At 73.3% G+C, this 21,856-nt stretch carries 23 protein-coding genes; 11 read left to right on the top strand and 12 right to left on the bottom strand.

All coding sequences use genetic code 11. From position 1 onward, the window contains the following. The first annotated feature begins 271 nt into the window (after window positions 1–271). Together QCD66_RS13270 and QCD66_RS13265 are read left to right on the top strand one after the other, a co-directional pair. A complete protein-coding gene (locus tag QCD66_RS13270) occupies window positions 272–484 on the top strand; it encodes a hypothetical protein (RefSeq protein WP_364217757.1) in 213 nt (70 codons plus the stop codon). A 90-nt stretch (window positions 485–574) separates the two neighbouring features. Further along, entirely contained in the window at window positions 575–1,735 is a 1,161-nt protein-coding gene (locus QCD66_RS13265; RefSeq protein WP_407567145.1) for an SRPBCC domain-containing protein, read from the top strand. 9 nt (window positions 1,736–1,744) lie between these two features. Here QCD66_RS13265 and QCD66_RS13260 read toward each other — a convergent pair whose 3' ends face one another. The 3 genes from QCD66_RS13260 to QCD66_RS13250 are packed head-to-tail and all read right to left on the bottom strand — an operon-like array spanning window position 1,745 to window position 5,410. Then, window positions 1,745–2,515, bottom strand: a complete 771-nt coding sequence (locus QCD66_RS13260; protein ID WP_364217753.1) for a DeoR/GlpR family DNA-binding transcription regulator — start codon at window positions 2,513–2,515, stop codon at window positions 1,745–1,747. Between the two features lies 1 nt (window position 2,516). Beyond that, window positions 2,517–3,548, bottom strand: a complete 1,032-nt coding sequence (locus tag QCD66_RS13255; RefSeq protein WP_375733764.1) for a B12-binding domain-containing protein — start codon at window positions 3,546–3,548, stop codon at window positions 2,517–2,519. Further along, complete coding sequence (locus QCD66_RS13250) at window positions 3,545–5,410, bottom strand: PP2C family protein-serine/threonine phosphatase (RefSeq protein ID WP_375733763.1); 1,866 nt, start codon at window positions 5,408–5,410, stop codon at window positions 3,545–3,547. Before QCD66_RS13250 ends, QCD66_RS13255 begins: the two co-directional genes overlap by 4 nt. Before the next feature lie 199 nt (window positions 5,411–5,609). Between QCD66_RS13250 and QCD66_RS13245 the strand changes: the two genes are divergently transcribed. Together QCD66_RS13245 and QCD66_RS13240 are read left to right on the top strand one after the other, a co-directional pair. After that, window positions 5,610–6,005, top strand: coding sequence for an STAS domain-containing protein (locus QCD66_RS13245; RefSeq protein ID WP_364217809.1), 396 nt, complete (start codon window positions 5,610–5,612; stop codon window positions 6,003–6,005). After that, a complete protein-coding gene (locus tag QCD66_RS13240; protein ID WP_375733762.1) occupies window positions 6,002–6,463 on the top strand; it encodes an STAS domain-containing protein in 462 nt (153 codons plus the stop codon). The genes QCD66_RS13245 and QCD66_RS13240 overlap by 4 nt, the downstream gene beginning before the upstream one ends. Here QCD66_RS13240 and QCD66_RS13235 read toward each other — a convergent pair. Then, window positions 6,379–6,678, bottom strand: coding sequence for a hypothetical protein (locus tag QCD66_RS13235; protein ID WP_364217745.1), 300 nt, complete (start codon window positions 6,676–6,678; stop codon window positions 6,379–6,381). The two genes, QCD66_RS13240 and QCD66_RS13235, sit on opposite strands and share 85 nt — an antisense overlap. A 90-nt stretch (window positions 6,679–6,768) precedes the next feature. After that, window positions 6,769–7,287: a hypothetical protein gene (locus tag QCD66_RS13230; RefSeq protein WP_364217743.1), complete on the bottom strand. Its 519-nt coding sequence runs from the start codon at window positions 7,285–7,287 to the stop codon at window positions 6,769–6,771. A gap of 347 nt (window positions 7,288–7,634) precedes the next feature. On the opposite strand from QCD66_RS13230, the gene QCD66_RS13225 reads away from it, so the two are divergent. From QCD66_RS13225 to QCD66_RS13215, 3 genes are all read left to right on the top strand, one after another. Next, complete coding sequence (locus tag QCD66_RS13225; protein ID WP_375733761.1) at window positions 7,635–9,275, top strand: fibronectin type III domain-containing protein; 1,641 nt, start codon at window positions 7,635–7,637, stop codon at window positions 9,273–9,275. A 65-nt stretch (window positions 9,276–9,340) separates the two neighbouring features. Beyond that, on the top strand, window positions 9,341–9,997 hold the full coding sequence (locus tag QCD66_RS13220) for a hypothetical protein (RefSeq protein WP_375733760.1): 657 nt from the start codon (window positions 9,341–9,343) through the stop codon (window positions 9,995–9,997). A gap of 31 nt (window positions 9,998–10,028) precedes the next feature. Then, a complete protein-coding gene (locus QCD66_RS13215) occupies window positions 10,029–11,000 on the top strand; it encodes a hypothetical protein (protein WP_375733759.1) in 972 nt (323 codons plus the stop codon). 292 nt (window positions 11,001–11,292) lie between these two features. Here the strand turns inward: QCD66_RS13215 and QCD66_RS13210 are convergent, their stop codons facing one another. Beyond that, window positions 11,293–11,847, bottom strand: coding sequence for an Lrp/AsnC family transcriptional regulator (locus QCD66_RS13210; protein WP_375733758.1), 555 nt, complete (start codon window positions 11,845–11,847; stop codon window positions 11,293–11,295). A 136-nt stretch (window positions 11,848–11,983) separates the two neighbouring features. Between QCD66_RS13210 and hppD the strand changes: the two genes are divergently transcribed. Continuing rightward, window positions 11,984–13,189: a 4-hydroxyphenylpyruvate dioxygenase gene (gene hppD / locus QCD66_RS13205; RefSeq protein WP_375733757.1), complete on the top strand. Its 1,206-nt coding sequence runs from the start codon at window positions 11,984–11,986 to the stop codon at window positions 13,187–13,189. 123 nt (window positions 13,190–13,312) lie between these two features. Next, entirely contained in the window at window positions 13,313–14,077 is a 765-nt protein-coding gene (locus QCD66_RS13200; protein ID WP_407567144.1) for an ATP-binding protein, read from the top strand. Window positions 14,078–14,086: 9 nt separating this feature from the next. Here QCD66_RS13200 and QCD66_RS13195 read toward each other — a convergent pair whose 3' ends face one another. Continuing rightward, the gene (locus QCD66_RS13195; protein WP_407567143.1) at window positions 14,087–14,752 is read right to left on the bottom strand and encodes a hypothetical protein; all 666 of its coding nucleotides are present in this window, start codon (window positions 14,750–14,752) and stop codon (window positions 14,087–14,089) included. A gap of 111 nt (window positions 14,753–14,863) precedes the next feature. On the opposite strand from QCD66_RS13195, the gene QCD66_RS13190 reads away from it, so the two are divergent. Beyond that, the gene (locus QCD66_RS13190; protein ID WP_375736211.1) at window positions 14,864–15,097 is read left to right on the top strand and encodes a hypothetical protein; all 234 of its coding nucleotides are present in this window, start codon (window positions 14,864–14,866) and stop codon (window positions 15,095–15,097) included. A gap of 88 nt (window positions 15,098–15,185) precedes the next feature. Further along, window positions 15,186–16,022, top strand: coding sequence for a siderophore-interacting protein (locus QCD66_RS13185; RefSeq protein ID WP_375736212.1), 837 nt, complete (start codon window positions 15,186–15,188; stop codon window positions 16,020–16,022). Between the two features lie 98 nt (window positions 16,023–16,120). Here the strand turns inward: QCD66_RS13185 and QCD66_RS13180 are convergent, their stop codons facing one another. The 5 genes from QCD66_RS13180 to QCD66_RS13160 all read right to left on the bottom strand — a co-directional run bounded on the left by QCD66_RS13180 (window position 16,121) and on the right by QCD66_RS13160 (window position 21,812). After that, on the bottom strand, window positions 16,121–16,939 hold the full coding sequence (locus QCD66_RS13180; protein ID WP_357534798.1) for a MetQ/NlpA family ABC transporter substrate-binding protein: 819 nt from the start codon (window positions 16,937–16,939) through the stop codon (window positions 16,121–16,123). A gap of 67 nt (window positions 16,940–17,006) precedes the next feature. Then, a complete protein-coding gene (locus tag QCD66_RS13175) occupies window positions 17,007–17,663 on the bottom strand; it encodes a methionine ABC transporter permease (protein WP_364217725.1) in 657 nt (218 codons plus the stop codon). Beyond that, the gene (locus QCD66_RS13170; RefSeq protein ID WP_375736213.1) at window positions 17,660–18,643 is read right to left on the bottom strand and encodes a methionine ABC transporter ATP-binding protein; all 984 of its coding nucleotides are present in this window, start codon (window positions 18,641–18,643) and stop codon (window positions 17,660–17,662) included. The genes QCD66_RS13175 and QCD66_RS13170 overlap by 4 nt, the downstream gene beginning before the upstream one ends. A 376-nt stretch (window positions 18,644–19,019) precedes the next feature. After that, on the bottom strand, window positions 19,020–20,753 hold the full coding sequence (locus QCD66_RS13165) for a VanW family protein (RefSeq protein WP_375736214.1): 1,734 nt from the start codon (window positions 20,751–20,753) through the stop codon (window positions 19,020–19,022). A gap of 177 nt (window positions 20,754–20,930) precedes the next feature. Next, the gene (locus tag QCD66_RS13160) at window positions 20,931–21,812 is read right to left on the bottom strand and encodes a hypothetical protein (protein WP_364217719.1); all 882 of its coding nucleotides are present in this window, start codon (window positions 21,810–21,812) and stop codon (window positions 20,931–20,933) included. Between the last annotated feature and the right edge of the window lie 44 nt (window positions 21,813–21,856).

Here is a 21,856-nt window from a genome sequence, read left to right as displayed (position 1 = left end):
CAGAGCGTGCGTGGCTGCCATGGCGGCCACGCTAAGCCAACCCCACGCCGTCCCCCAACCGATTTCCCGCCGGCCCGCCCCGTCGGCCCGCCCCCGCCGGCCCGGCCCGATCAAGGAGAAGACGTGGGCGGTTCGCCGGATTTGTCGCGTAACTTCTCCTTGATCAACGCCCCGACCCCGCGCCGACCCTGCGGACGGTACGCGGACGGCACGGGGGCGGTGCGGGGGAAAACGGCCCGGTGGGGACGGGTGGCTGCATACGCTCGTGGGCGTGACAGTCATGACGGCGCGACGGTACGACGTGCACGAGCCCGGATCGGTGGAGTTCCCGACGGCGGTGTTGCCCAACGTCGGCGGCGGGGGCCCGGTCCCGGGCGCCGATCCGGCGCCGGAACCGGCGTCGGCGCCGGGCGAGACCACCGAGGGTGACATCGACGACGACGGCTGGGATCCCGATCTCGACAGGCTGCCGCAGACCGACTGACCGCCCCGGCGGCGGTGGCCGTCGGCGCTGGTGGAGGCAGCCGGGGGAGGCCGGTTTCGGCCGCCTGGACCGAGGCCGTAAAGTCGCCCGGTGGCTGACATACGGGTAGATGTGGACCTATCCCACCCCGCCACCCGGGTATGGCGTGCGCTGACCGAGCCTCGCCTGCTCGGGCAGTGGTTCGGGGAGACGGACATGGTCCCGCGGATCGGCTCGCAGTTCCAGCTACGCCCGACCGACATGCCCGGCTTCAACGGCCCGGTCGTGGCTCGGCTCCTCGAGTACGGCGAGCCGCGCCGGCTGTCCATGGAGTGGCGGCTGGACCGCGTGCAGACCCTGGTCGTCTACGAGCTGGAGCCGACCGACGCCGGTTCCCGGCTCACCCTGCACCAGTCGTGTTTCGTCAACCAGTGGTACGACGAGCACCGCGAGCAGCTGGAGGAGACGTACGAGCACGTCCTGACCGGGCGCCTGCCGGCCGTGCTCGACTGGCTCGCGTTCTCCGAGGTCGATCTCGCCGGCCCGGCCGAGCCGGCCGGCGCGGGTGACGCCGACGGGGTGGGCCCGGTGACGCGGCGTGGCGGTGCCCGGCGGGCGCTGCCGTCGGGACCATTGGCGACGCTGGCCGGCAAGGGCCGCGCGGTGCTGGCCGGCAACAGGCGCGCGGTGCTGGCCGGCGGCGCGGTCGCGGTCGCCCTGCTCGCCGCCGGGCTGGTCGCGGTGGTCGCGCTGTCCGGTGGCGACGACGCGGACCGGTCGGCGAGGCCGGCGCCCGGCTCGGGGCCCTACCTGCCGGCGCCGCTGACGTCGGGGCCCGGCGAGGTGACGGCGACCCCGACGCGGCCGCCGCTGGCGGCGTCGGCCGCGCCCACGGCGTCGCCGTCGGCGAGCCCGAGCGGGTCCTCGTCGGCGCGGCCCACCGCCGGCGTGCCGGCCGCGGTACCCCTCCAGGCCGAGTTCAACCGGCTGTCGACGGCGGCGTTCGGCTATCGCGGCGAGGTCACCGTCGAGAATCCGGGAGACACCGCCGCCCGCTGGACGGTCACGATCACCCTCACCGACTCGGGGACGGTGGGCGGGGTCACCGGGGCGGAGTACACCCAGGAGGGTCGTACGGTGACGTTCACCGGCGCGGCGGCGCCGCCCGGCGGGTCGGCCCGGTTCCGGTTCGACGTCACCGGCGAGTCGGTGTTCGGCCCGAAGCGCCCCGCCGGCTGCACCATCGACGGGCGGCCGTGCAGCGGCCTGTGACGCCGCGCCTCAGCCGGCGACGACCACGTCCGGCACGTGTTCACGCAGGGCCGCCAGCGCGTCGTCCGGGGTGCCGGGGTCGGTGACCACGGTGTGTGCCCGGTCCAGGGCCGCGATCGACGAGATCCCGACGGTGTCCCACTTGGTGTGGTCGGCGAGCACCACCAGCCGGTCGGCCGCCGCGACCAGGGCCCGGTCGGTGTCGGCCTCCATCAGGTTCGGCGTGGTGTAGCCGGCCCGCACGCTCATCCCGTGCACGCCGAGGAACAGCAGGTCCAGGTGCAGGGTCCGGATCGCGGCCACCGCGACCGGCCCGACCAGGGCGTCGGACGGGGTGCGTACGCCGCCGGTCAGCACCACGGTGTGGTCGGGCCGGGCGGCCCGGTGCAGGATGTCGGCCGCCGGGATCGAGTTCGTCACCACCGTCAACCCGGGCACGTCGACCAGACACCGGGCGAGTTCGGCGGTGGTGGTGCCGGCGGACAGGGCGACGGCCATGCCGGGGCGTACGAGGTGGGCGGCGCGGGCGGCGATCGCGGCCTTCTCGCCGCGCTGGCGGTCGGACTTGGCCGCGAATCCGGGCTCGTCGGTGGCGCCGGGGTGGACGGTCGTCGCCCCGCCGTGCACCTTGGCGAGCAGGCCGCGGTCGGCGAGCACCTCGAGGTCGCGGCGGATCGTCATGTCGGAGACGCCGAACTCGGCGGCGAGGTCGGTGACGCGTACGCCGCCGGTGAGCCGTACCCGGTCCAGGATCACCGCCTGGCGCTGCTGGGCGAGCATCCTAGGAGCGTACGGCGGCGCGGCCGGCGTGCAGGAACCGGTGGGCGCGCGGGAAGTCGTGCAGCGTCTCGGCGTAGACGTCGAGGACGCGGTCGAGGGTGCGCGGCGGCACCTTCCGGCTGTCGAGCACCTCGACCATCCAGGCGATGAACGAGGTGAACAGGGCGTCGTCGTCGACGTAGACGGCGGCGGTGAGGAAGTCGACGATGTGGCCGAGGTCGCTGACCGTCGAGTCGAACTGGGCGGTGGTGTAGTCCGCCATCGAGGGCACCCGGGCGGTGAGGTCGCGCAGGCCGGTGTCGATGAGGTCGGCGCGGCTCTTGACCAGGCCGGGGTATTCGTCGTCGGCGAGGTGGTCGAGGTCTTCCGACGGCGGCCGGTGCAGCCGCCGCTCGTCGGCGAGCAGGTCGGCGGCGGCGGTCGCGTCGCCGGCCCAGTGGACGCCGAGGCGACGGGCCCACCGGCCGTCGGGGCCGAAGCCGCGGCCGCCGACGAGGATCGGTACGTCGGCGCGCCGGCACGCCTCGATCATCCGGTGGGCGTGCGGCAGCCGCATCGGCAGCGCGCAGGCCAGCGCGACCGCGTGCGCGTCGTCGCGGTGCAGGTAGGACACCAGGTGGGCGGCGGGCACGCTGGCGCCGAGGAACGCGACGTCCCAGCCGCGCAGCCGGAGCACCTCGCCGACCAGGCGGGCGGGCAGGGCATGCCACTCGCCGTCCATGCACGACACGACGACCCGGCCGAGGTGCGGGCGTACCCGGGTGTGGGCGGCGACGGCGGCGACCGCCCGCTCGCTGACGTGGGTGGCGGCGTGTTCCTGGGCGACCGACCACACGTTGCGCTGCCACCACCGGCCGACCTGTTCCTGGGCGGGCGCGATCAGGTCGAGCAGCACCCGTTCGGCGGGTACGCCCTCTTCGAGCAGCCGCAGGGCGACGTCGGTGGCGGCGTATTCGTCGGCGGCGGCGAGGCAGTCGAGGAATTCCGGATATGCCTCGACGGGGCCGGCGGCGGTCGGTGCGGGGGCGGTCACTGGCGCTGGTCCTCCGGTGCGGTGGCGCGGGGCGGGCCCGCCTCGGCGGCGGCCGGCCGGGCGGACGGGGCCGGTTCGGGCCCGGGCCGCTGATCGGGTACGGCGTGCAGGTGCCGGGCGGCCGACGTGCGGCGGCCGCCGGCCGGGTGGGCCTTGACGGTCAGCACCGCGATGTCGTCGTGGTCGCGTCCGGCGAGCCAGTCGCAGGTCACCTGTTCGACGCGCTCGGCGAGGGCGGGGGCGGGCATGGTGTGGCAGCCGGTGACGGCCTCGACGAGACGGGTGGCCCCGTACTGCTCGTCGCCGTAGCGGCCGCCGCGGGCCTCGGTGACGCCGTCGCTGTAGAGCAGGCACGTCTCGCCGGCCGCGAGGTGCACGGTGGCCTGGCCGATCCGCGGGTCGGGGACGACACCGATCAGCATGCCCTTGAGGGTGACGGCCTCGATCTCGCCGTCGGCGCGCAGCAGCAGCGGTGGCAGGTGGCCGCCGCCGGCCAGGGTGAGGGTCAGGCCGCCGTCGCGGGCGGGATGGGCGACGCCGAGCACGATGGTGGCGAAGCGGCCCTGCCCGTGCGCCCGGGTGGATTCGAGGACGGAGTCGTTGAGCAGCTGCAGCAGCCGTCTCGGGTCGCTCTCGACCCGGCGCAGGGCCTGGATGCCCTGCCGGAGCTGGCCGGTGAAGACGGCCGCCTCCACGCCCTTGCCGGAGACGTCGCCGAGGAAGAACAGCGAGCCGCCGTCGGGCAGCGGGTGCGCGCCGTAGAAGTCGCCGCCGATGCGCAGGGTGGCCTGCGCCGGCCGGTAGGCGGTGCCCCACTGCAGGCCGGGCACCGGTTCGGGCTGTGCGGGCAGCAGGCTGGCCTGGAGCGTCTCGGCGATCTCGGCCTGGTCGCGGTAGAGGACGGCGGCGTTGAGGGCGGCCCCGGCGCGGGCCGCGAAGCCGCGCAGGGTCTGCAGGTCGGGGTCGTCGAACGCTTCGTCGGCGGGCCGGGCGACGACCAGCGCGCCGGTCGGCGCGCCGCTGCCGGGCAGCGTGACCGCCCGGGCGGTGACGTCGGGTACGGCCAGTCCGGGCAGCCAGCCGGCCTCGGTGAGCTGGTCTTCGAGCCAGTCGGCGGCGTGCGCCTCGACCCCGGCGAGCGCCTGCGCGACGGCGTCGGGCAGGGCGTCCTCGGGCAGGGTGCCGCCGTCGACGGTGGTGGTGTCGTCGTCGGCCCCGGTCGCGCGCCACCACCGGACCCGGCCCTTGCGGGGTGACAGCACCAGTACGGCGACGTCACCGAGGGTGGGTACGGCGAGACGGACGGCGGCGCGGGCCGCCCGGTCCTCGTGCAGGGGGTTGCCGAGCTTCTGGCTGGCGCTGGCCAGGAACCGGGACCGGGACCGCTCGGCGAGAAGGGCGTCGGCGCGCTCGACGGAGTCGGTGACGTCCTCGACGTACCAGGCGAAGCGGTGGGAGGTGAGCGGCACCCGGCGGGCCCGCAGCCGGCGGCCGCCGTGGCCGAACTCGACGGCCGGCACGTCGTCGCCGCCGGGGGCGTCGCGCAGCGGACCCACGGTGACGAGTTCTCCGGCGGTCAGCTCGGGCAGCAGCCGGGCGGCGACCTGGCTGATGTAGCGGACCACGTGCGCGGCGTCGCAGATGACCAGGCCCTCGCGGAAGTTGTCGGCGACCCGGGGCCAGCCGGCCGCGTCGGGGGCGTCACCGCCGGCTCCGGCGGCGGGCGCGGACGGGGTGGCCGGAGCCGTGCGGGCCCGGCCCGGCGCGTCGCCCGGATCCGACGTGCGGATCCGGGTCCCGCCCGGGTCAGTGTCCCTGGCCTCGGTGTCCACCTGCTCCGGCCCCACTCCTTCGCTGGACAACTACGTCTGCTGTGTGGGGCGGCCGGGTCGCCGGGGCCCGCGTCAACCACCCTACGCCGATCCGTCCGGGCCGCCACCGGAGCACCGCCGGGGTGGTTCCGGGCCGGGACCGGCCCGTACGGACGGGCGGGCTCGGGTTAGGCTGAGCCATCATCCGGCTCTATCCCGCCACTCGAAGGTCCGGAAGGGCGTGATTGGCATGCTTCGTGGCGAACGCGCCGGAGGCACGCCGCTCGCCGTCCGCGTCGATGTGACCGACCCCACCCGCCCCGTCGTGACGGTCGGCGGCGACCTCGACTTCCAGACCTCCGGTGTGCTGCAGGACGAACTCGCCCGGCTGGTCGCCGGCGAGCCGTCGCTGGTCACCGTCGACGTGGCCGGCCTGCGGTTCATCGACAGCACCGGCCTGGCCGTGATCGTGCACGGCTGGCGGGTCGGCCACGAGGCGGGCACCACCCTCGAACTGCGTGGCACGCCGCCGTTCCTGGCCGCGATCCTGGAGGTCACCGGCGTCGGCGACCTCCTCGCCCGGCCGCCGGGCCGGCCCGGCGCGGCGTGGGGTGCCGCCGAAGGCGCCTGGGAGTCGACCGGATGAGCGACATGCGGAATCCAGGACAGGTTTCCGGCCCGTCCGAGGACGGGTATCACTCCCCGATGGCACCGGACACGCTCACCGTCGAGGTCGTCCGCCGGCCGCCCCGGTCGGCGCGGCTGAGCCTCTCCGGGGACCTCGACTACGACAGTGCCGACCACCTGCTGCGCGTGGCCGGGCAGGTGGTGCGCGACGGCTGCCGAGACCTGGTCGTCGACCTGTCCACGCTGGGCATCTGCGACTCGTCGGGGCTCGGGGCCCTGATCGAGGTGTCCCACCTGTGCCGCACCGCCGACGGCCGGATGCGGCTCGCCGGGGCCGGCCCTCACCTGCGGCAACTGCTGGCGCGTACCGGGCTCGACGAGGTGTTCGAGATTCAGGCACGCACCGGACTCGGCCCCTCGACGTCGGCACCCACCGGGTTGGACGCGTCGTCGGGTTCGCCCGCCTCGGGCGCCTGATAGACATACCGGACGAAGTCCCACCCGCTCTCGTTGTCGTCGGCGCCCGGCCACTGGCCGATCGAGTCGACCCCGACCACCTCACGCGTCGGCACGTCGGTGTCCTCGACCAGCGCCCACACCGTGACCGGGTACGAGCGGGTCGCCTCCGGCGACTGCCGCCAGCGGGCGTACCAGCCGGGTCGGGCGGGAACGATCTCGATGATGCGTTTCATGGCCGGCCTCTCGACGCGGGATCATGGCTTCCGCCACGATCGTCGCGCCGCGCCGGGTGACCGGCCCTCCCCCGGTGCGGATGAGTCGGGTCAGCGGGCCAGCGGCAGCTTGGAGCCGCCGAGCGCCCCCTCCGGGTTGTGGACCGCGCACATCACGTCCCGGTCGCCGTTCGCCCAGGTCTCCTCGGTCGGCAGGATCGGGTAGAAGTCCAGGCCGGACTCGTCACGGCTGCCCCACCGGGCCTGGAAGTCGCGTTCACAGCCGGCCCAGGCGAACGCCGCCAGCGCCGGGCGGTTCCAGGGGCCGTCGGGGGCGTGCAGGAAGCCGTACGACTGGTTGTAGGCCCCGTCGTCGCAGGACCGGTAGAGCACGACGACGTCCCCGGCACGGGCCAGGTATGCCGGGTCGGAGAAGCACTCGCCGCCCTCGATGTCGAGGATGCCGGCGGTCTGGGCGTCGATGAAGTTGTCGCCCTTGACGGGCGCGGCCCGCAGCGGCTCGGTCGCCGGCAGCAGCGCCAGCACCACGGCCAGCCCGAGCAGCGGCCAGCGCAGCCGGCGCCAGCCGGGCGCCGTGGTCGCATCCGACGCCGCTTCCTCCCCAACCACGCCCGACCTCCCACGGATCCGGGGCACCCGCCCGCGGCGACGCGCGTCGATGGCGTCCGGCCGGGGCGTACACCCTGCTCAGAGCGTTCCGTTCGGACCGCTCGCCGGATCCTAGGCGGCCCAGGGTGAACGGTTCACGGACCTCAGGTTGATCATGGACGGCCGCCCGGTTACGGGACCGTTCAAGCTGGTCAGGACCATGATCAATTCATCTGTTGGCCAACCTGACGTCGCACCTGCGTCGGTCGCTCCCGGCTGAATGCGGTTGTCCGCCGGCACCCCTGCCGGTGGGCCAGTTGCAATCGGAGAAGGGTGACGACCCCTTGAGCAACATCAAGACACGGTGGGTGAGCGCGCCGAACAAGGCCAAGCTCGCCGCGATCGGCGCCGCCGCGCTGCTCGTCGGCGGCTTCGCGATGAGCCCGGCCGCGTTCGGTGACTCGCCGCCGGCGAAGTTCCCCGCCGCGGAGATCCACAAGCCGAGCCCGGTTCCGGACCGGATCATCCTCATCCCGACCACCACACCGTCGACCTCGCAGAAGGTGACCTGGCGCGCCGAGGCGCCGGCGAACTGGGCGCAGGCCGAGATCATCGAGGCCCCGCGGGCCTTCGTGAACGGCAACGTCCCGTCCGGCACCACCGCGACCAAGGTGATGGCCTCGGCCACCAACTCGGTCAACACCTCGCTGGGCTACGCCTCGACGCACCACACCGTCGAGTTCACCGGCCTGAAGGCGGACACCCGCTACTCCTACCGGGTCGGTGACGGCACCAACTGGAGCGAGTGGATCGACTTCACCACGGCCGCCGCGGACGCCTCGCCGTTCTCGTTCATCTACTACGGTGACGCGCAGAACAACATCGACACCGCCGTGCCGCGGGTCTTCCGGCAGGCGTTCGCCGACCGGCCGGAGGCCAAGGTCATCGTCAACGCCGGTGACCTGATCGACCACGCCAACAGCGAAGAGCAGTGGGGCCAGTGGCACAACGCCGACGGCTTCATCAACAGCCAGATCAACAGCATCTCGGTGCCGGGTAACCACGAGTACAGCGGTGGCCTGTCGCAGTTCTGGCGGCCGCAGTTCCCGTACCCGGACAACGGCCCGGGTGCCGCGGAGCTGAAGCAGACCGTCTACTACGTCGACTACCAGGGCGTGCGGTTCGTCGGTCTGGACACGAACTACCAGAGCAACGCCACCTTGATGGCCGCGCAGACCGCGTGGCTGGAGGGTGTGCTGGCGGACAACCCGAACAAGTGGACGGTCGTCACCTTCCACCACCCGGTCTACTCCACCACCGGCTCGCGCAACAACCCCAACGTGCGTGCCCAGTGGGGCCCGCTGTTCGAGAAGTACGGCGTGGACCTCGTCCTGCAGGGCCACGACCACTCGTACGGCCGGGGCAACCTCCAGACCGCGCGCAAGTCGACCACCGTCCACAACGGTGTCGCCTACGTCGTCTCGGTGTCCGGCGGCAAGATGTACGCCCTCAACAACGGTCAGAACTGGACCGGCAACGGTGCCGAGGTACGCAGCACCAGCCAGAACACCCAGCTCTACCAGATGATCGACGTGGACAAGGACCAGATCCGGTTCGAGGCCCGCTACGCCAACGGCGAGCACCACGACGGTTTCACCATCCGCAAGAACGACGCCGGCGAGCGGACCGTCAACGACTTCCGCACCCCGGAGAACACCAAGGGTGAGCAGGTCGAGGTCGCCAAGACCGACATCCAGCAGCTCAGCAAGCTCGGTTTCAAGGCCTACGGCTACGACCCGGGCGAGGACGTGACGGTGTACTTCCGGCGCACCACCGAGCCGGAGGACAAGAACGGCACCCGGATCGCGGTCAAGAAGGCCGACGAGCTGGGCAAGTTCAACTACACCTTCACCCTGCCGTCCGGTGCCAAGCCGGGCGACACCTACCAGGTGTACCTGGTCAGCAAGAACCAGCAGATCACCAGCCCGGTTCTCACCATCACCAAGTGACACCGTGCCGGGGGCGGGCCGGGCGACCGGCCCGCCCCCGGTCGGCACGGAACAGGAGATACGCGGTGACGACGCGTACGCTGGCGGGCGCCCTGCTCGCCGCCGCGGCCGGGCTGGTGGGCGCGCTGTCGCTCGCCCCGGCCGCTCCCGCCTCGGCTCACCCGTTCGGGCCGCCGTCGACCGCCGACGTACGCGTCGACGGCTCGCGGATCGAACTGGTGTGGAAGGCGGCCGAGGACGACTGGGTCGCGCTCGGCCAGTCGCTCGGCGCGTTCGAGGACCCGACCACCGGCCCGGTCGACGTCACGCTGACCGGCGAGCAGAAGCTGGAGCGTTCCGAGGCCGTACGCGGCTACCTGCTGGCGAACCTCACCGTCAGCCAGACCGGCAACGCCTGCGAGGGGTCGCTGGACACCCTCGACCGGCTGCTCGAGCGCGGTGCCCGGTTCACCTTCGACTGCCCCGCGCCGGTCACCGAGGTCGACGTCACGCTGCGTACGCTGACCGACCTGAACCCGGCGTACCGCACGATGCTCACCGCCAAGGCGGCGCCGACACAGACCCTCTTCACCGCCGAGGCGACCACCCACCAGATCCGGTTCGACCCGTCCGGCGGCGGCATGACCACGGCCGTCACGACGGTCGCGGCCGGCACCGGGGTCGCCGCGATCGGCATCATCACCTTCTTCCTCGTACGCCGCCGTCGCGGGCGGCGGGCGTGAACGACCCCAGCGACCGAGAGGAACCCCGGCGATGAACGGGCTTGGCGGGATCGAGGGCCGGCTGGTCGCCCTCTTCGACAGCGGTGCCGTGTTCTGGCTGGCACTGCTGGTGGCGCTCGGGGTCGGGGCCGCCCACGCGGTCGCCCCCGGACACGGCAAGAGCGTGACCGCGGCGTACCTGGTCGGCACCCGCGGCCGGTACCGGGACGCGCTGCGGCTCGGGCTGATCGTCGCGATCATGCACACCTTCTCGGTGCTGGTACTCGCGGTGGCCTGGGTCGGCGTCAGCGGCCTGGCCGGGTTCGGCACCGAGCGGGTCACCGCCTGGATGCAGGTGCTGGCCGGCCTGGTGGTGATCGGGGTCGGGGTGCACCTCACCTACCGCCACATCAGGGGCGGCGGCCACTCCCACTCGCACGGCCACGGCCACTCGCACGGCCATTCGCACGATCACGGGCACTCGCACGGGCACGGGCACGGCCACGGCCACGGCCACTCGCACGATCACGGGCACGGCCACTCGCATGACCACGGGCACGGGCACGACCACCCGCACTCCCCGGCCGGCCCGGCCGGTGGCCAGGAGGCCGGCCAGGTCGTCGTCGCCGAGCGGGCGGCCGAAGCCCCGGCCACGCCCGCCGAGCCCGCGGCCCCCGCCCCCGCGCCGACCGACCCGTGGTCGCGCCGTGGCCTGGTCGCCCTCGGCCTGTCCGGCGGCCTGCTGCCCTCCCCCTCGGCCTTCCTGGTGCTGGTCAGCGGCCTGCTCACCGGGCGGGCGCTGGACGCCGTCCTGCTCGTCATCGCCTTCGGGGTGGGCATGGCGCTCACCCTCACCGGGGTCGGCGTGATCACCATCCGCGGCTTCGCGCTGCTGTCCGGCCGTACGAGCCGGTGGGCCTGGGCGTCGACGCTGGTGGCCTGGCTGCCCGCGGCCGCCGGGGTGGCGGTCGCGATCGGCGGCTGCCTCTACCTGGTCGCCGCCGCGGGCTCGCTCGCCGGCTGACGGCGGAACCCGGGGCACCGGAGGGTGCCCCGGGCCCGCTCAGCCCGGGATGTACTCCATGATCCGGTGGTCGGACCAGGCCCGGCGCCGGGCGCCGGTGACCATCCCGATCGCGGCGAGGACCGCGGCCCCCGGGTTGAGCTGGGTCAGCGGCGGCAGGGCGGTGGGACCGGCCGTAGTCGCCGGACTGGGACATGCCGCAGATCATGTTCGCGATCCGGCAGGTCTCCCCCGCCGGAGGGACGTCGACCCGGTTCTCGTCGTACGTCCGAACGGGACCGGGACCGCCCGGTCATCCAGGAGCACCCGGTGCGGGAGGTCGTCGCCTGACCCCGGCCGGCGCGCCGGCCGGATCGGCGGCCGCCGCCTCGTGCACCAGCGGCAGCACCCGGTACGGGATCTGGGTCTGCAGCGCGATGGTGCTGGCGGCCCGCTCGATCGCGGCGGTGGCGACCAGCCGGTCGATGACCCGCTGGAGGTCGGCGTTCGACCGGGCGACGACCCGCAGCAGCATGTCGGCGGTGCCGGTGATGGTGTGCGCCTCCAGCACCTCCGGGATGTCCACCAGCAGGCCGGCGACGGCCTCGTGCCCCACCGACTGGGTGATCTCGACGCTGACGAACGCGGTCACCGGATAGCCGAGTGCCGCCGGGTCGACCTCCGGGGCGAAGGAGCGGATCACCCCACGGGCGAGCAGCCGGTCGAGCCGGGCCTGGACCGTGCCCCGGGCCACCCGCAGTTGCCGGGACGCTTCGAGGACCCCGATCCGGGGCTCGCGGCTGAACAGGTCGAGCAGCCGGGCGTCGAGATGGTCGAGTTCCGCACTCACCCGCACCACGATAGTCATCCTGCACAGTGATCCGACGAGGTGGCTTCGCATTCTGTACACCCTGACCAGCACACGGTCGAACTGTTGCACAACACCGGAGGGTGCGGTTCGCTCGCCACATCGGCGTACGACGACCAACCCCGGAGGTGGACCGATGACGATCCAGCCGACCCTCACCCCGCAGGAACGCCAGGCCGACCTGGACCTCCAGCAGCTCAAGCAGCTCGTGGGCCTGGTCGAGTACGACGCGAGCGGCGACCCGTTCCCGGTCACCGGCTGGGATGCGGTCGTCTTCGTCGTCGGCAACGCGACCCAGACCGCGCACTTCTACCAGTCGGCGTTCGGGATGGAACTCGTCGCGTACAGCGGACCGGAGACCGGCAACCGCGACCACAAGGCGTACGTCCTCAAGAGCGGCTCGTGCCGGTTCGTGGTCTCCGGTGGGGTCGACCCGGCCAGCCCGCTGCACGACCACCACCGCCGGCACGGCGACGGGGTCAGCGACATCGCGCTGGAGGTGCCCGACGTCGACCGGTGCGTGGCGCACGCCCGCGCGCAGGGGGCGAAGGTGCTGGAGGAACCGCACGACGTCTCCGACGAGCACGGCACGGTGCGGATCGCCGCGATCGGCGCGTACGGCGACACCCGGCACACGCTGGTCGACCGGTCCCGCTACACCGGCGTCTACCTGCCCGGTTACGTCGCCCGGCAGTCCGAGTACGTCCGGCGCGACGGCGCGCCGAAGCGGCTCTTCCAGGCGCTGGACCACGTGGTCGGCAACGTCGAACTCGGCGAGATGGACAACTGGGTCGCCTTCTACAACCGGGTGATGGGCTTCGTCAACATGGCCGAGTTCATCGGCGACGACATCGCCACCGACTACTCGGCGCTGATGAGCAAGGTGGTCGCCAACGGCAACCACCGGGTGAAGTTCCCGCTCAACGAGCCGGCCGTGGCCCGCAAGCGGTCGCAGATCGACGAGTTCCTGGACTTCTACGGCGGACCGGGCGCGCAGCACCTGGCGCTGGCGACCAACGACATCGTCCGCACCGTCGACGCGATGCGGGCCGAGGGCGTGGAGTTCCTGTCGACGCCGGACTCCTACTACGAGGACCCGGCGCTGCGGGCCCGGATCGGGCAGGTCCGGGTGCCGATCGAGGAGCTGAAGAAGCGCGGCATCCTGGTCGACCGGGACGAGGACGGCTACCTGCTGCAGATCTTCACCAAGCCGGTCGGGGACCGGCCGACGGTGTTCTTCGAGCTGATCGAGCGGCACGGCTCGCTCGGGTTCGGCAAGGGCAACTTCAAGGCGCTGTTCGAGGCGATCGAGCGCGAGCAGGAGCGGCGCGGCAATCTCTGACCGGCATCAGGTGTAGGCCGGCCCGTCCGGTGGGTACCTGTACCCGCGCGCCGGGTCGGCTCTCGCTCTGTTCGATCCCCGGCGGCTGGATATGCGTGGACGGGGTTTGAGCGTGGACGGGCGATGAGGGCCTTCGCGGTGATGTCGGCGGACGTGGACTCGGGGGCGCTTCTGCTCACCCTGCGCGGGCCACTGACGATGCCGGCGGTGGCCGCGTCGCGGTTCGCCCTGCAGCGGTGCCTGGCGCACTTCCCCCGGGCGGTCGTCGTGGACCTGTCGGACGTGGTGATGGTGGGTGCGGTGCCGGCCACGCTGCTGCCGGTGGTGCTGCGTCGCGGCGCCCGGCTACCCGGCGTGTCGGTGCTGGCACACGGTGCCACGCCGAGGCTCGCCGGTCGGCTGGCGGCCGGCCGGCACGGGCCCCGGGTGCTCCCGGCCCGGGCGCAGGCGGTCGCGGCGGCCGGCGCGCTGCCCGACGTGCCCGGCGTCCGGCGGACGCACGCCCGGCTCGCCGCGGCGCCGCAGGCCCCCGGCCGGGCCAGGGAGCTGGTCGACGGCGCCTGCCGGAGCTGGGGCCTGGAGCACGTCGTCGACGACGCCAAGCTGATCGTCTCCGAGCTGGTGAGCAACGCCGTCGAGCACGCCGGGACCGATATCGACGTGACCGTACGGTGCCACCGGGGACTGTTGCGGCTGGGGGTGGCCGACCGCAGCGCGATGGCGCCGGTGCCCGCGACCCGGGACGGCGACGGCCCGGCGGTCGCCGGGCCGGTCGCGTTGCGGGGCCGTGGGCTGCCGATGGTGGCGTCGCAGTCGCGTGCCTGGGGGGTCATCCCCGCCCAGGGCGGCAAGATCGTCTGGGCGGCGCTGCCGACGGCACGCGGATAGCGCGTCGCGTCAGGCGGTCGCGAGCTGGCGGGCCTGCGCGTAGCTGCCGTCGAGTTCGATCCGGGCCAGCGCCCCGACCAGCCAGGCCAGCTTCTCCGACTCCCGGCGCCCGGTCAGGTCGGCCAGGTCCTGTGCCGAACTGCCGAGCCCGAGCCGGCGGGCGGCGGTGAGGGCGTTCCGGTCGGCGAACGGGCCGATCTCCGGCCACAGCACCTGGACGTCGCGGAAGAACAGGTCGATCACGCCGTCGTCGACGCCCGGCAGTTCGCGCAGCAGAGCCCGTTCGGCGGCCGGGTCGCGGCGGGCGGCGGTCCGCAGCCGGCGCGGGTCGCCGCCGTACCGTTCGGCCAGGGCGGCCGCGGTCGCGCCGAGCCGTCGCGCGAGCGTGCCGGCGGCCCGCTGGTCGTACGCGCGCAGCACGGCGGCCCGTTCCCCGTCCGGGCTGGCGGCCATCCGGGCGGCGGTGTTCCAGCCCCGGTCGCGCAGTGCCCGGGCGGCGGCGGTCGCCCGCCGGTGGTCGGCCGATCCGCGCAGGATCTGGGCCAGGCTGAGCAACTGGTAGAGGTTGGCCGGGTTGTTCAGCACCGGGAGGCCGTACTCCTCGGCGAAGCCGCGCCCGCCGTGGCGGACGAGTTGCCGTACGAACCGGCGCCGGTCCGGGATCTGTGCTGCCATACCGGTCGGCTACCCGCGCCACGGCGGCGTAGTCGTGCCATCCCGGGTGCCCCGCGCCTCCCGCCGGCATAGTCCGGCTGCCGGCGGGAAGGCGCCGGACGGAGGTGCGTGATGCGCGTGATGGACCTGGTGGAGCCCGTCGAGGACACCGAGACCGACCTGATCACGGCGCTGCAACTGGTGCTGGAGAACAGTTGGCGGATGGACGCGTACGCGCGCGAGGCCGACCGGGCCGGCGACGCCGAGCTGGCGGGGTGGCTGCGGGGGGTCCGCGACGACGGCGAGCGGGCCGGCGACCGGGGCAAGGTGCTGCTGGCACACCGGCTGGACCGGGCCGGGCGGTGAGCGTGATGGCGAGTTTCCGACACCGGATCGCCGAGAACCACGCTCGGTGCCCTCTCGACTACCGGCCGACTTAGGTTAACCTAACCCTATGACGGATCGCAGGACGCCTCAGGTCCACCAGGCCACGGTGGTACACACCGAATGGCTCACGCCGCACATGATCCGTGTGGTGTTCGGCGGTCCGGGGCTCGCCGGGTTCAGCGCCGGCACCTACTCCGACCACTACCTGAAGCTGCTGTTCCCGGTCCCGGGGGTCGACTACCCGGCCCCGTTCGACATCGCGGCGATCCGCCGCGACATGCCGCGCGAGCAGTGGCCGCGAACCCGGACCTACACCGTGCGCCGCTGGGACCCGACGGTCGGCGAGCTGACGGTCGACTTCGTCCACCACGGCGACGTGGGGCTGGCCGGCCCGTGGGCGGCCGCCGCCCGGCCGGGTGACGAGATCATGTTCCTCGGCCCCGGTGGCGCGTACGCCCCGGCCGATGACGCCGACTGGCACCTGCTGGCCGGCGACGAGAGTGCCCTGCCGGCCATCGCCGCGTCGGTCGAGCGGCTGCCCGCGGGAGCCCTGGCGAAGGTGTTCATCGAGGTGTCCGGGCCGGACGAGGAGCAGAAGCTCTCCACGTACGGGCGGGCCGAGGTGGTGTGGCTGCACCGGGGTGACCGGCCGGTCGGCGCGGCGCTGGTCGAGGCGGTCCGGGCGCTGGAGTTCCCGCCCGGGACCCTGCAGGCGTTCGTGCACGGCGAGGCGCACTTCGTGAAGGAGCTGCGCCGGTTCCTGCGGGTCGAGCACGGGGTGACCAGGGAGCAGTTGTCGATCTCGGGCTACTGGCGGCTCGGGGCCGACGAGGACGGCTGGCAGTCGTCGAAGGCGGACTGGAACCGCCGGGTGGAAGAGGAAGAGGCCGCCGCGGTCGGCTGACCGCCGGGCGCGACGCCCTCATCCACCGCCACCGGCGGGGTTGCGCGAACGGCGGGTGCCGCGGGCGTCCGTACGCCCGCGGCACCCGCCGGGTGGGATCAGAACGCGGCCAGCACCGAGCCCTGGTACTTGTCGGCGATGAACTGCTTGACCTGCGCGGAGTGCAGCAGCTTCTCCAGCTTCACGATCCGCTCGTCGGTCTCGTCGCCGGCCCGCACCACGACCAGGTTCGCGAACGGGTTGTTCTCGCCGCTCTCCAGCGCCAGCGCGTCGGTGGCCGGGTTGAGCCCGGTCGCGATCGCGTAGTTGCCGTTGATGACCGAGATCGCGGTGTCGTCGAGGCTGCGCGGCAGTTGCGCGGCCTCCAGCGCCTCGAACTTGAGGTTCTTCGGGTTGGTGACGATGTCGGCCTCGGTGGCCTTGACGCCGACGCCGTCCTTGAGGGTGAGCAGGCCGTTCACGGCCAGCAGGTTCAGCGCCCGGCCGGAGTTCGCCGGGTCGTTCGGGATGGCGACCACGCCGCCGTCGGGCACCTCGGCCAGGCTCTTGACCTTCTTGGAGTAGACGCCGAGCGGCTCGATGTGCACCGGGGCCAGGGCGGTGAAGTCGTACCCCTTGGCCGCCTTCTCCTCGTCGAGGTACGGGATGTGCTGGAAGTAGTTGGCGTCGAGCTGCTCGTCGCGCAGGGCCACGTTGGGCTGGATGTAGTCGTTGAACTCGACGATCTCCAGCTCGAGCCCTTCGGCGGCGGCCAGGTTGTCCTGGACGTACTTGAGGATCTCGCCGTGCGGCACCGGGCTGACGCCGACCTTCAGCGGGCCGGTCCCGGCCGCGCCGTCGCCGGAGTCGGAGCCGCAGGCGGCCGCACCCAGGACGAGGGTGGCCGCGGTGAGCAGGGTGAGGACGGTGCGTCGCACGGGAAAGGCCTTTCTTTCGGTTCGCCGGTGGCTTCTCCACCGGTTGGCGAGCAATGCGGGAATGCGGTCAGCGGTGGGACAGGCGGCGGGCGACCCAGTCGCCGAAGCTCTGGGTCAGCTGCACGAAGACGACGAGCAGCACGACGGTGGCGATCATGACCTCCGTCTCGAAGCGCTGGTAGCCGTAGCGGATGGCCAGGTCGCCGAGGCCGCCGCCACCGACCGCGCCGGCCATCGCGGAATAGCCCACGAGGGCGACCAGGGTGATGGTGAGACCGGCGACCAGGCCCGGCCGGGCCTCCCGGAGCAGGACCTTGACCACGATCGCGGTCCGCGACGCGCCCATGGCACGGGCGGCGGCGACCACGCCGGGGTCGACCTCGCGGATCGCGGTCTCGACGATCCGGGCGTAGAACGGGATCGCGCCGATGGTCAGCGGCACGATCGCCGCGGTGGTGCCGATGGTGGTCCCGACCACCGCCCGGGTGAACGGGATCACGGCGACCAGCAGGATGATGAACGGCAGCGAGCGGCCGATGTTGACGACCAGGCCGAGCAGGGCGTTGACCGGCCGGGCGGCGAGCAGCCCGCCCCGGTCGGTCAGCACCAGCAGCACGCCGATCAGCAGCCCGCCGACCGCGGTGACGGCGGTCGACACGCCGACCATGTAGGCGGTCTCCTTGCTGCCCTCCCACAGCAGGGGCAGCATGTCTTCCCAGGTCATCGGGGGTCCTCCACGAGAATGCCGGCGCTGCCCAGGTATTCGCGGGGCCCGTCGGTGGCCGCCGCCGCTCCGGACAGCGCCAGCCGCAGCCGGCCGGCGCGGGTGCCGGCGAGGGTCTCCACTCCCCCTGCGACGATGCGTACGTCGAGGTCGAAGCGGCGGGCGAGGTCGGAGACGAAGGTGCCGTCGGCGGCGGCGCCGACCACGGTGACGTCGAGCAGGGTCGCGCCCTTCAGCGGTGGGGGCGGGCCGAGCGGGAAGATCCCCCGGGTGAGTTCGGCGCCGGGGCGCAGCAGCAGGTCGGCGACCCGGCCGCTCTCGGTGATCCGGCCGTCGTGCATGACCGCGGCGGAGTCGCAGATCCGCTTGACCACCTCCATCTCGTGGGTGATCAGCAGGACGGTCAGCCCGAGCCGCTGGCTGAGGTCGCGCAGCAGGTCGAGGATCGAGCCGGTGGTCTCCGGGTCGAGCGCGGAGGTGGCCTCGTCGGAGAGCAGCACGGTGGGCCGGCCGGCGAGCGCCCGGGCGATGCCGACCCGCTGCTTCTGGCCGCCGGAGAGCTGGGCCGGGTAGGCGCCGGCCCGGTTGGCGAGGCCGACGAGGTCGAGCAGTTCGCGGACGCGTTCGGCCCGTTCGGCCCGGGACACCCCCATGATCTCCAGCGGGAACGCGACGTTGCCGGCGGCGGTGCGCGACCCGAGCAGCGCGAAGTGCTGGTGGATCATGCCGATCCGCTGCCGGGCCCGGCGCAGCCCGTCCTCGCGCAGGCCGCCGAGGTCGACGCCGTCCACGACGACCCGCCCGGCGTCGGGGCGCTCGAGCATGTTGACGCAGCGCAGCAGGGTGCTCTTGCCGGCACCGCTGCGGCCGAGGACGCCGTACACCTCGCCCTTGGCGACGGTCAGGTCGACGCCGTCGACCGCGGCTACCTCGGTGCGGCGGGTCCGGTAGACCTTGCGCAGACCGGTTATCTGGATCACGGAGGGGGTTTCCTGTCGCGGGGCATGGCTCGGCACCGCAGACGAAGCGGGCGCCCGGACGGGACGCCCGCCGGCCGGCGGTGCGCGATGGGTTTGTGCGGATGGTGGTGTCGACCGGACCGCTGTCAGCGGGCGGCGGACCCGGGACGGGGTCCGGCCGTCAGGCGGCTCCGTGCGGGGACCGGGTCAGGCGGCGGGCACGCCGGTCCGGCCGGCGGGCACGCCGGCGGTGTCACTGGCAACAGCGCGCCGTGGAGACCAACCCGTAGTCGACCACCCGGCGCCTGGTCAGGTCAGCCGCACCCTTCATGCGCCCCACTATTCAGGTAGGAATACCCAAAGGAAAATCCGGTCCCAGAGAATGGGACAGCGCAGCTCAGCCGCCACAGACGAAGCGGGGCTCGGCGTCGTAACGCCAACTGAACTTCTCCCGCTTGAGTTCCTTGCCGTCCTTGCGGAAGATCCGCCAGGCGTCCTGGGTGAAACCGTCGATGCCGTTGGTGGCGATGCACGACGGTCCGGGTTCCAGGTGGACCACCCGCGGCTTGGTGATGTTGCGCCGGGGCCCCCACTCGGTCTTCACGCTGTCGTAGATCTTCGTGCTCCAGATCGACACCGTGATCGAGTCGCTCGTCCACGACGTGTCGATCAACACCCCGTACGGGGTGTCGTTGCGGAACTTGAAGTCCAGGTTCGGGTAGAAGATCGTCGACTCGATCACCGGCGGGTAACGGCTGAACCAGTACGAGTGCGGCTTGTGCTCGACGTCTTCCAGCCCGGCGTAGTAGGTCGCGTTGAACAGGGTGGTCGTGAACTGCGACGTACCGCCGCCGACCCCCGGCACCAGCTTGCCGTCCATGATCACCGGCGCGTCCTTGTAGCCCTGCGCGTAGCTGCGCTCCCCGGTGTGCCCGTTGAGCGAGAAGGTCTCCCCCGGCTGCACGATCGTCCCGTCGACGTCCCTGGCGATCGTCACGATGTTGTTGCTGCGCGGTGCCGACAGCCCGCCGGTGAAGTTGGTGGTGAACGTGGAGACCCGCTCCCTGATCCCCAGCGCCGCCGCCTGCTCGTCGGTCATCGCCGGCCGCGCCGCCGTCAGCGTCCCGGCCACCCGCCGGTCGGCCGTACGGGGCAGCACGGCGAGCAGGTCGCGGCCCAGGGCGGCGGTGTCGAGGCGCTGCCCGTCGGTGCCGGGCACCACCTTCGGCTTCCCGCCGTCGAGGACGACCGTCGCGTCCTTCGGCGCCACCTCCACCTCGCGCAGCCCGGTGCCGAGCGCCGACCGCAACGCCTTCTCGTCGACGCGCGGCTCGATGCGGCCGCTGTCGTCGGCGGCGAACACGAGACTCTTGGCGATCGCGGCCGGCGGCACCGGCAGGTCGCCACGGTCCGTGGTGACCGTGACCGGTCCGCTCACCGCGGGCCTGGCCAGTTCGGCGAGCAGCCGGTCGACGTCGGCGGTGGTGGTGGCCGGGTGCACGTCGAGCAGCGGCACGGTCACCTCGCGGGCGTCCGGCCAGCCGGCGCGCAGCGCCCCGGCGGCCGTCGCCGGGTCGAGGACCCGGCCGGACTCCGGGTAGACCGGGCGGGGCGTGGTGCCGTCGTACGTGATGGCGGGCGCCACCACCGGCTGCCCGACGTCGCCGACCGCCGCCCGCAACGCCGCGTCGAGCCGGCCCTGGTCGACGGCCACGACCGGGTCGACGGTGGGCGAGCCGAACAGGCGCGCGAACACCCCGGGCCGGGCGTCGGCGGCGGCGGCGACGGTGGCGTCCACGTCGACGGCCAGCCCGACGGCCGACGGGTCCACCCGCGCCGTCCGGTCCTCGACGCGTACGGTGACCGGCGCCGCCAGGTCGGCGGACCGCCGGGCGAGTTCGGCGCGCAGCGCCTCGCCGGCCGCCGCCCGGTCGAGCCCGCCCAGGTCGACACCGAGGACGGTCACCCCGCGCGGCACCTCACCGGTGTAGGCGTAGCCGACGGCGGCCCCGGCCGGCAGCAGCACCGCCGCGGCGACGGCCGCCGCGACCAGCGCCCGGCGGCGTGTCGGCCGCTTCACGTCCGGCGGGCTGGTGGATACGTCGGTACGCCGCACGTCGTCGGGCTGCACGTGGAAAACCTCGCAGGCGGTGGTCTGAAATGTCGGAACGCCGAGTGAGGATCATATTGGGCGCCCGGACACGCCGGGACCGCCACCACGTACGGGTGACGGTCCCGGCGGTCGGATCGGCCGGATCAGCCGGGTGGGCCGGTCGGCCGGGCCGGTCAGGTCGGCGGGCCGGCCGGATCAGCCGGCCAGCAGGTCGGCGCAGTCGGTCTCGTCGGGCAGCAACGGGCGCAGGTGGACCGTGAAGCTCTTGCCCTCCGAGGTCCACGGGGTGGCCGAGGTCGCCGTACCGGCCGCCGACAGGACCTTCGTGGCGGCCTCGCCGTCGGCGCTCACGCAACCGACCTCCAGGCCGGGGCCGACCGGCTTGCCGGGCAGCGCCGGGCCGGGCCAGGCGACCTCCGGCGGGGCGGGCAGGGCCGGGTCGCCGGCCACCCACGGCTCGGCGATCGCGGCGACAGCGGTCGGCACGTACGGCTGGGGCGCGCCGACCGCGCCGGCACCGAGCGTGCCCGACAGGTCGTTCAGCGACGCCACGAACTCCTTGACCTTGGCGCGGGCGTCGACCTGCGTGGCGTTCAGCCCGGCGCCGTCCTCGGGCGTCTCCTCGAGCGCGTAGACCTCGAGCACCTTCTCGCCGTCACTGGTCGTGACGGTGATCCGGGTCGAGGCGGCGTCGGCGACCGGCGGCTGGCCGAAGTCGGTGGCCTGGCCCACCCCGGCGGCCAGGGCCCGCTCGATCAGGGCGTCGACGTCGTTGGCGTTGATCGTCTGCACCTGGAGATTGGGCAGTGCGGGGCCGGGATAGACCATGACCTGCGGGCCCTGGGTGATGACCCGGCCGTCGCCGTAGACGGCGATCAGCGGTAGCCGGGCGGCGATCATGCCCGGGGTGCTGAAGCCCCCGGTGTAGTCGACCCGGATGGCGGCCACGTCGGACTCCAGGGACACCGGGCCGGGGTCGGGACCGCCGGCGTCGTTGCCACCTTGGGCGCAGGCGGCGGCGGTCAGCAAAAGTACGGACAGGGTTGCGGTGGCACGAATGCGGCGAAAGATAGTCACCCCACTGTGACGGTGCCGGTCCCCGTCCGGTTCCCGCCGTCATG

Source organism: Polymorphospora sp. A560 (assembly GCF_045781765.1).
GTDB classification, from domain to species: domain Bacteria; phylum Actinomycetota; class Actinomycetes; order Mycobacteriales; family Micromonosporaceae; genus Polymorphospora; species Polymorphospora lycopeni.
Note: the sequence above shows the minus strand (reverse complement) of the source record. Positions and strands in the feature narration are given on the sequence as shown.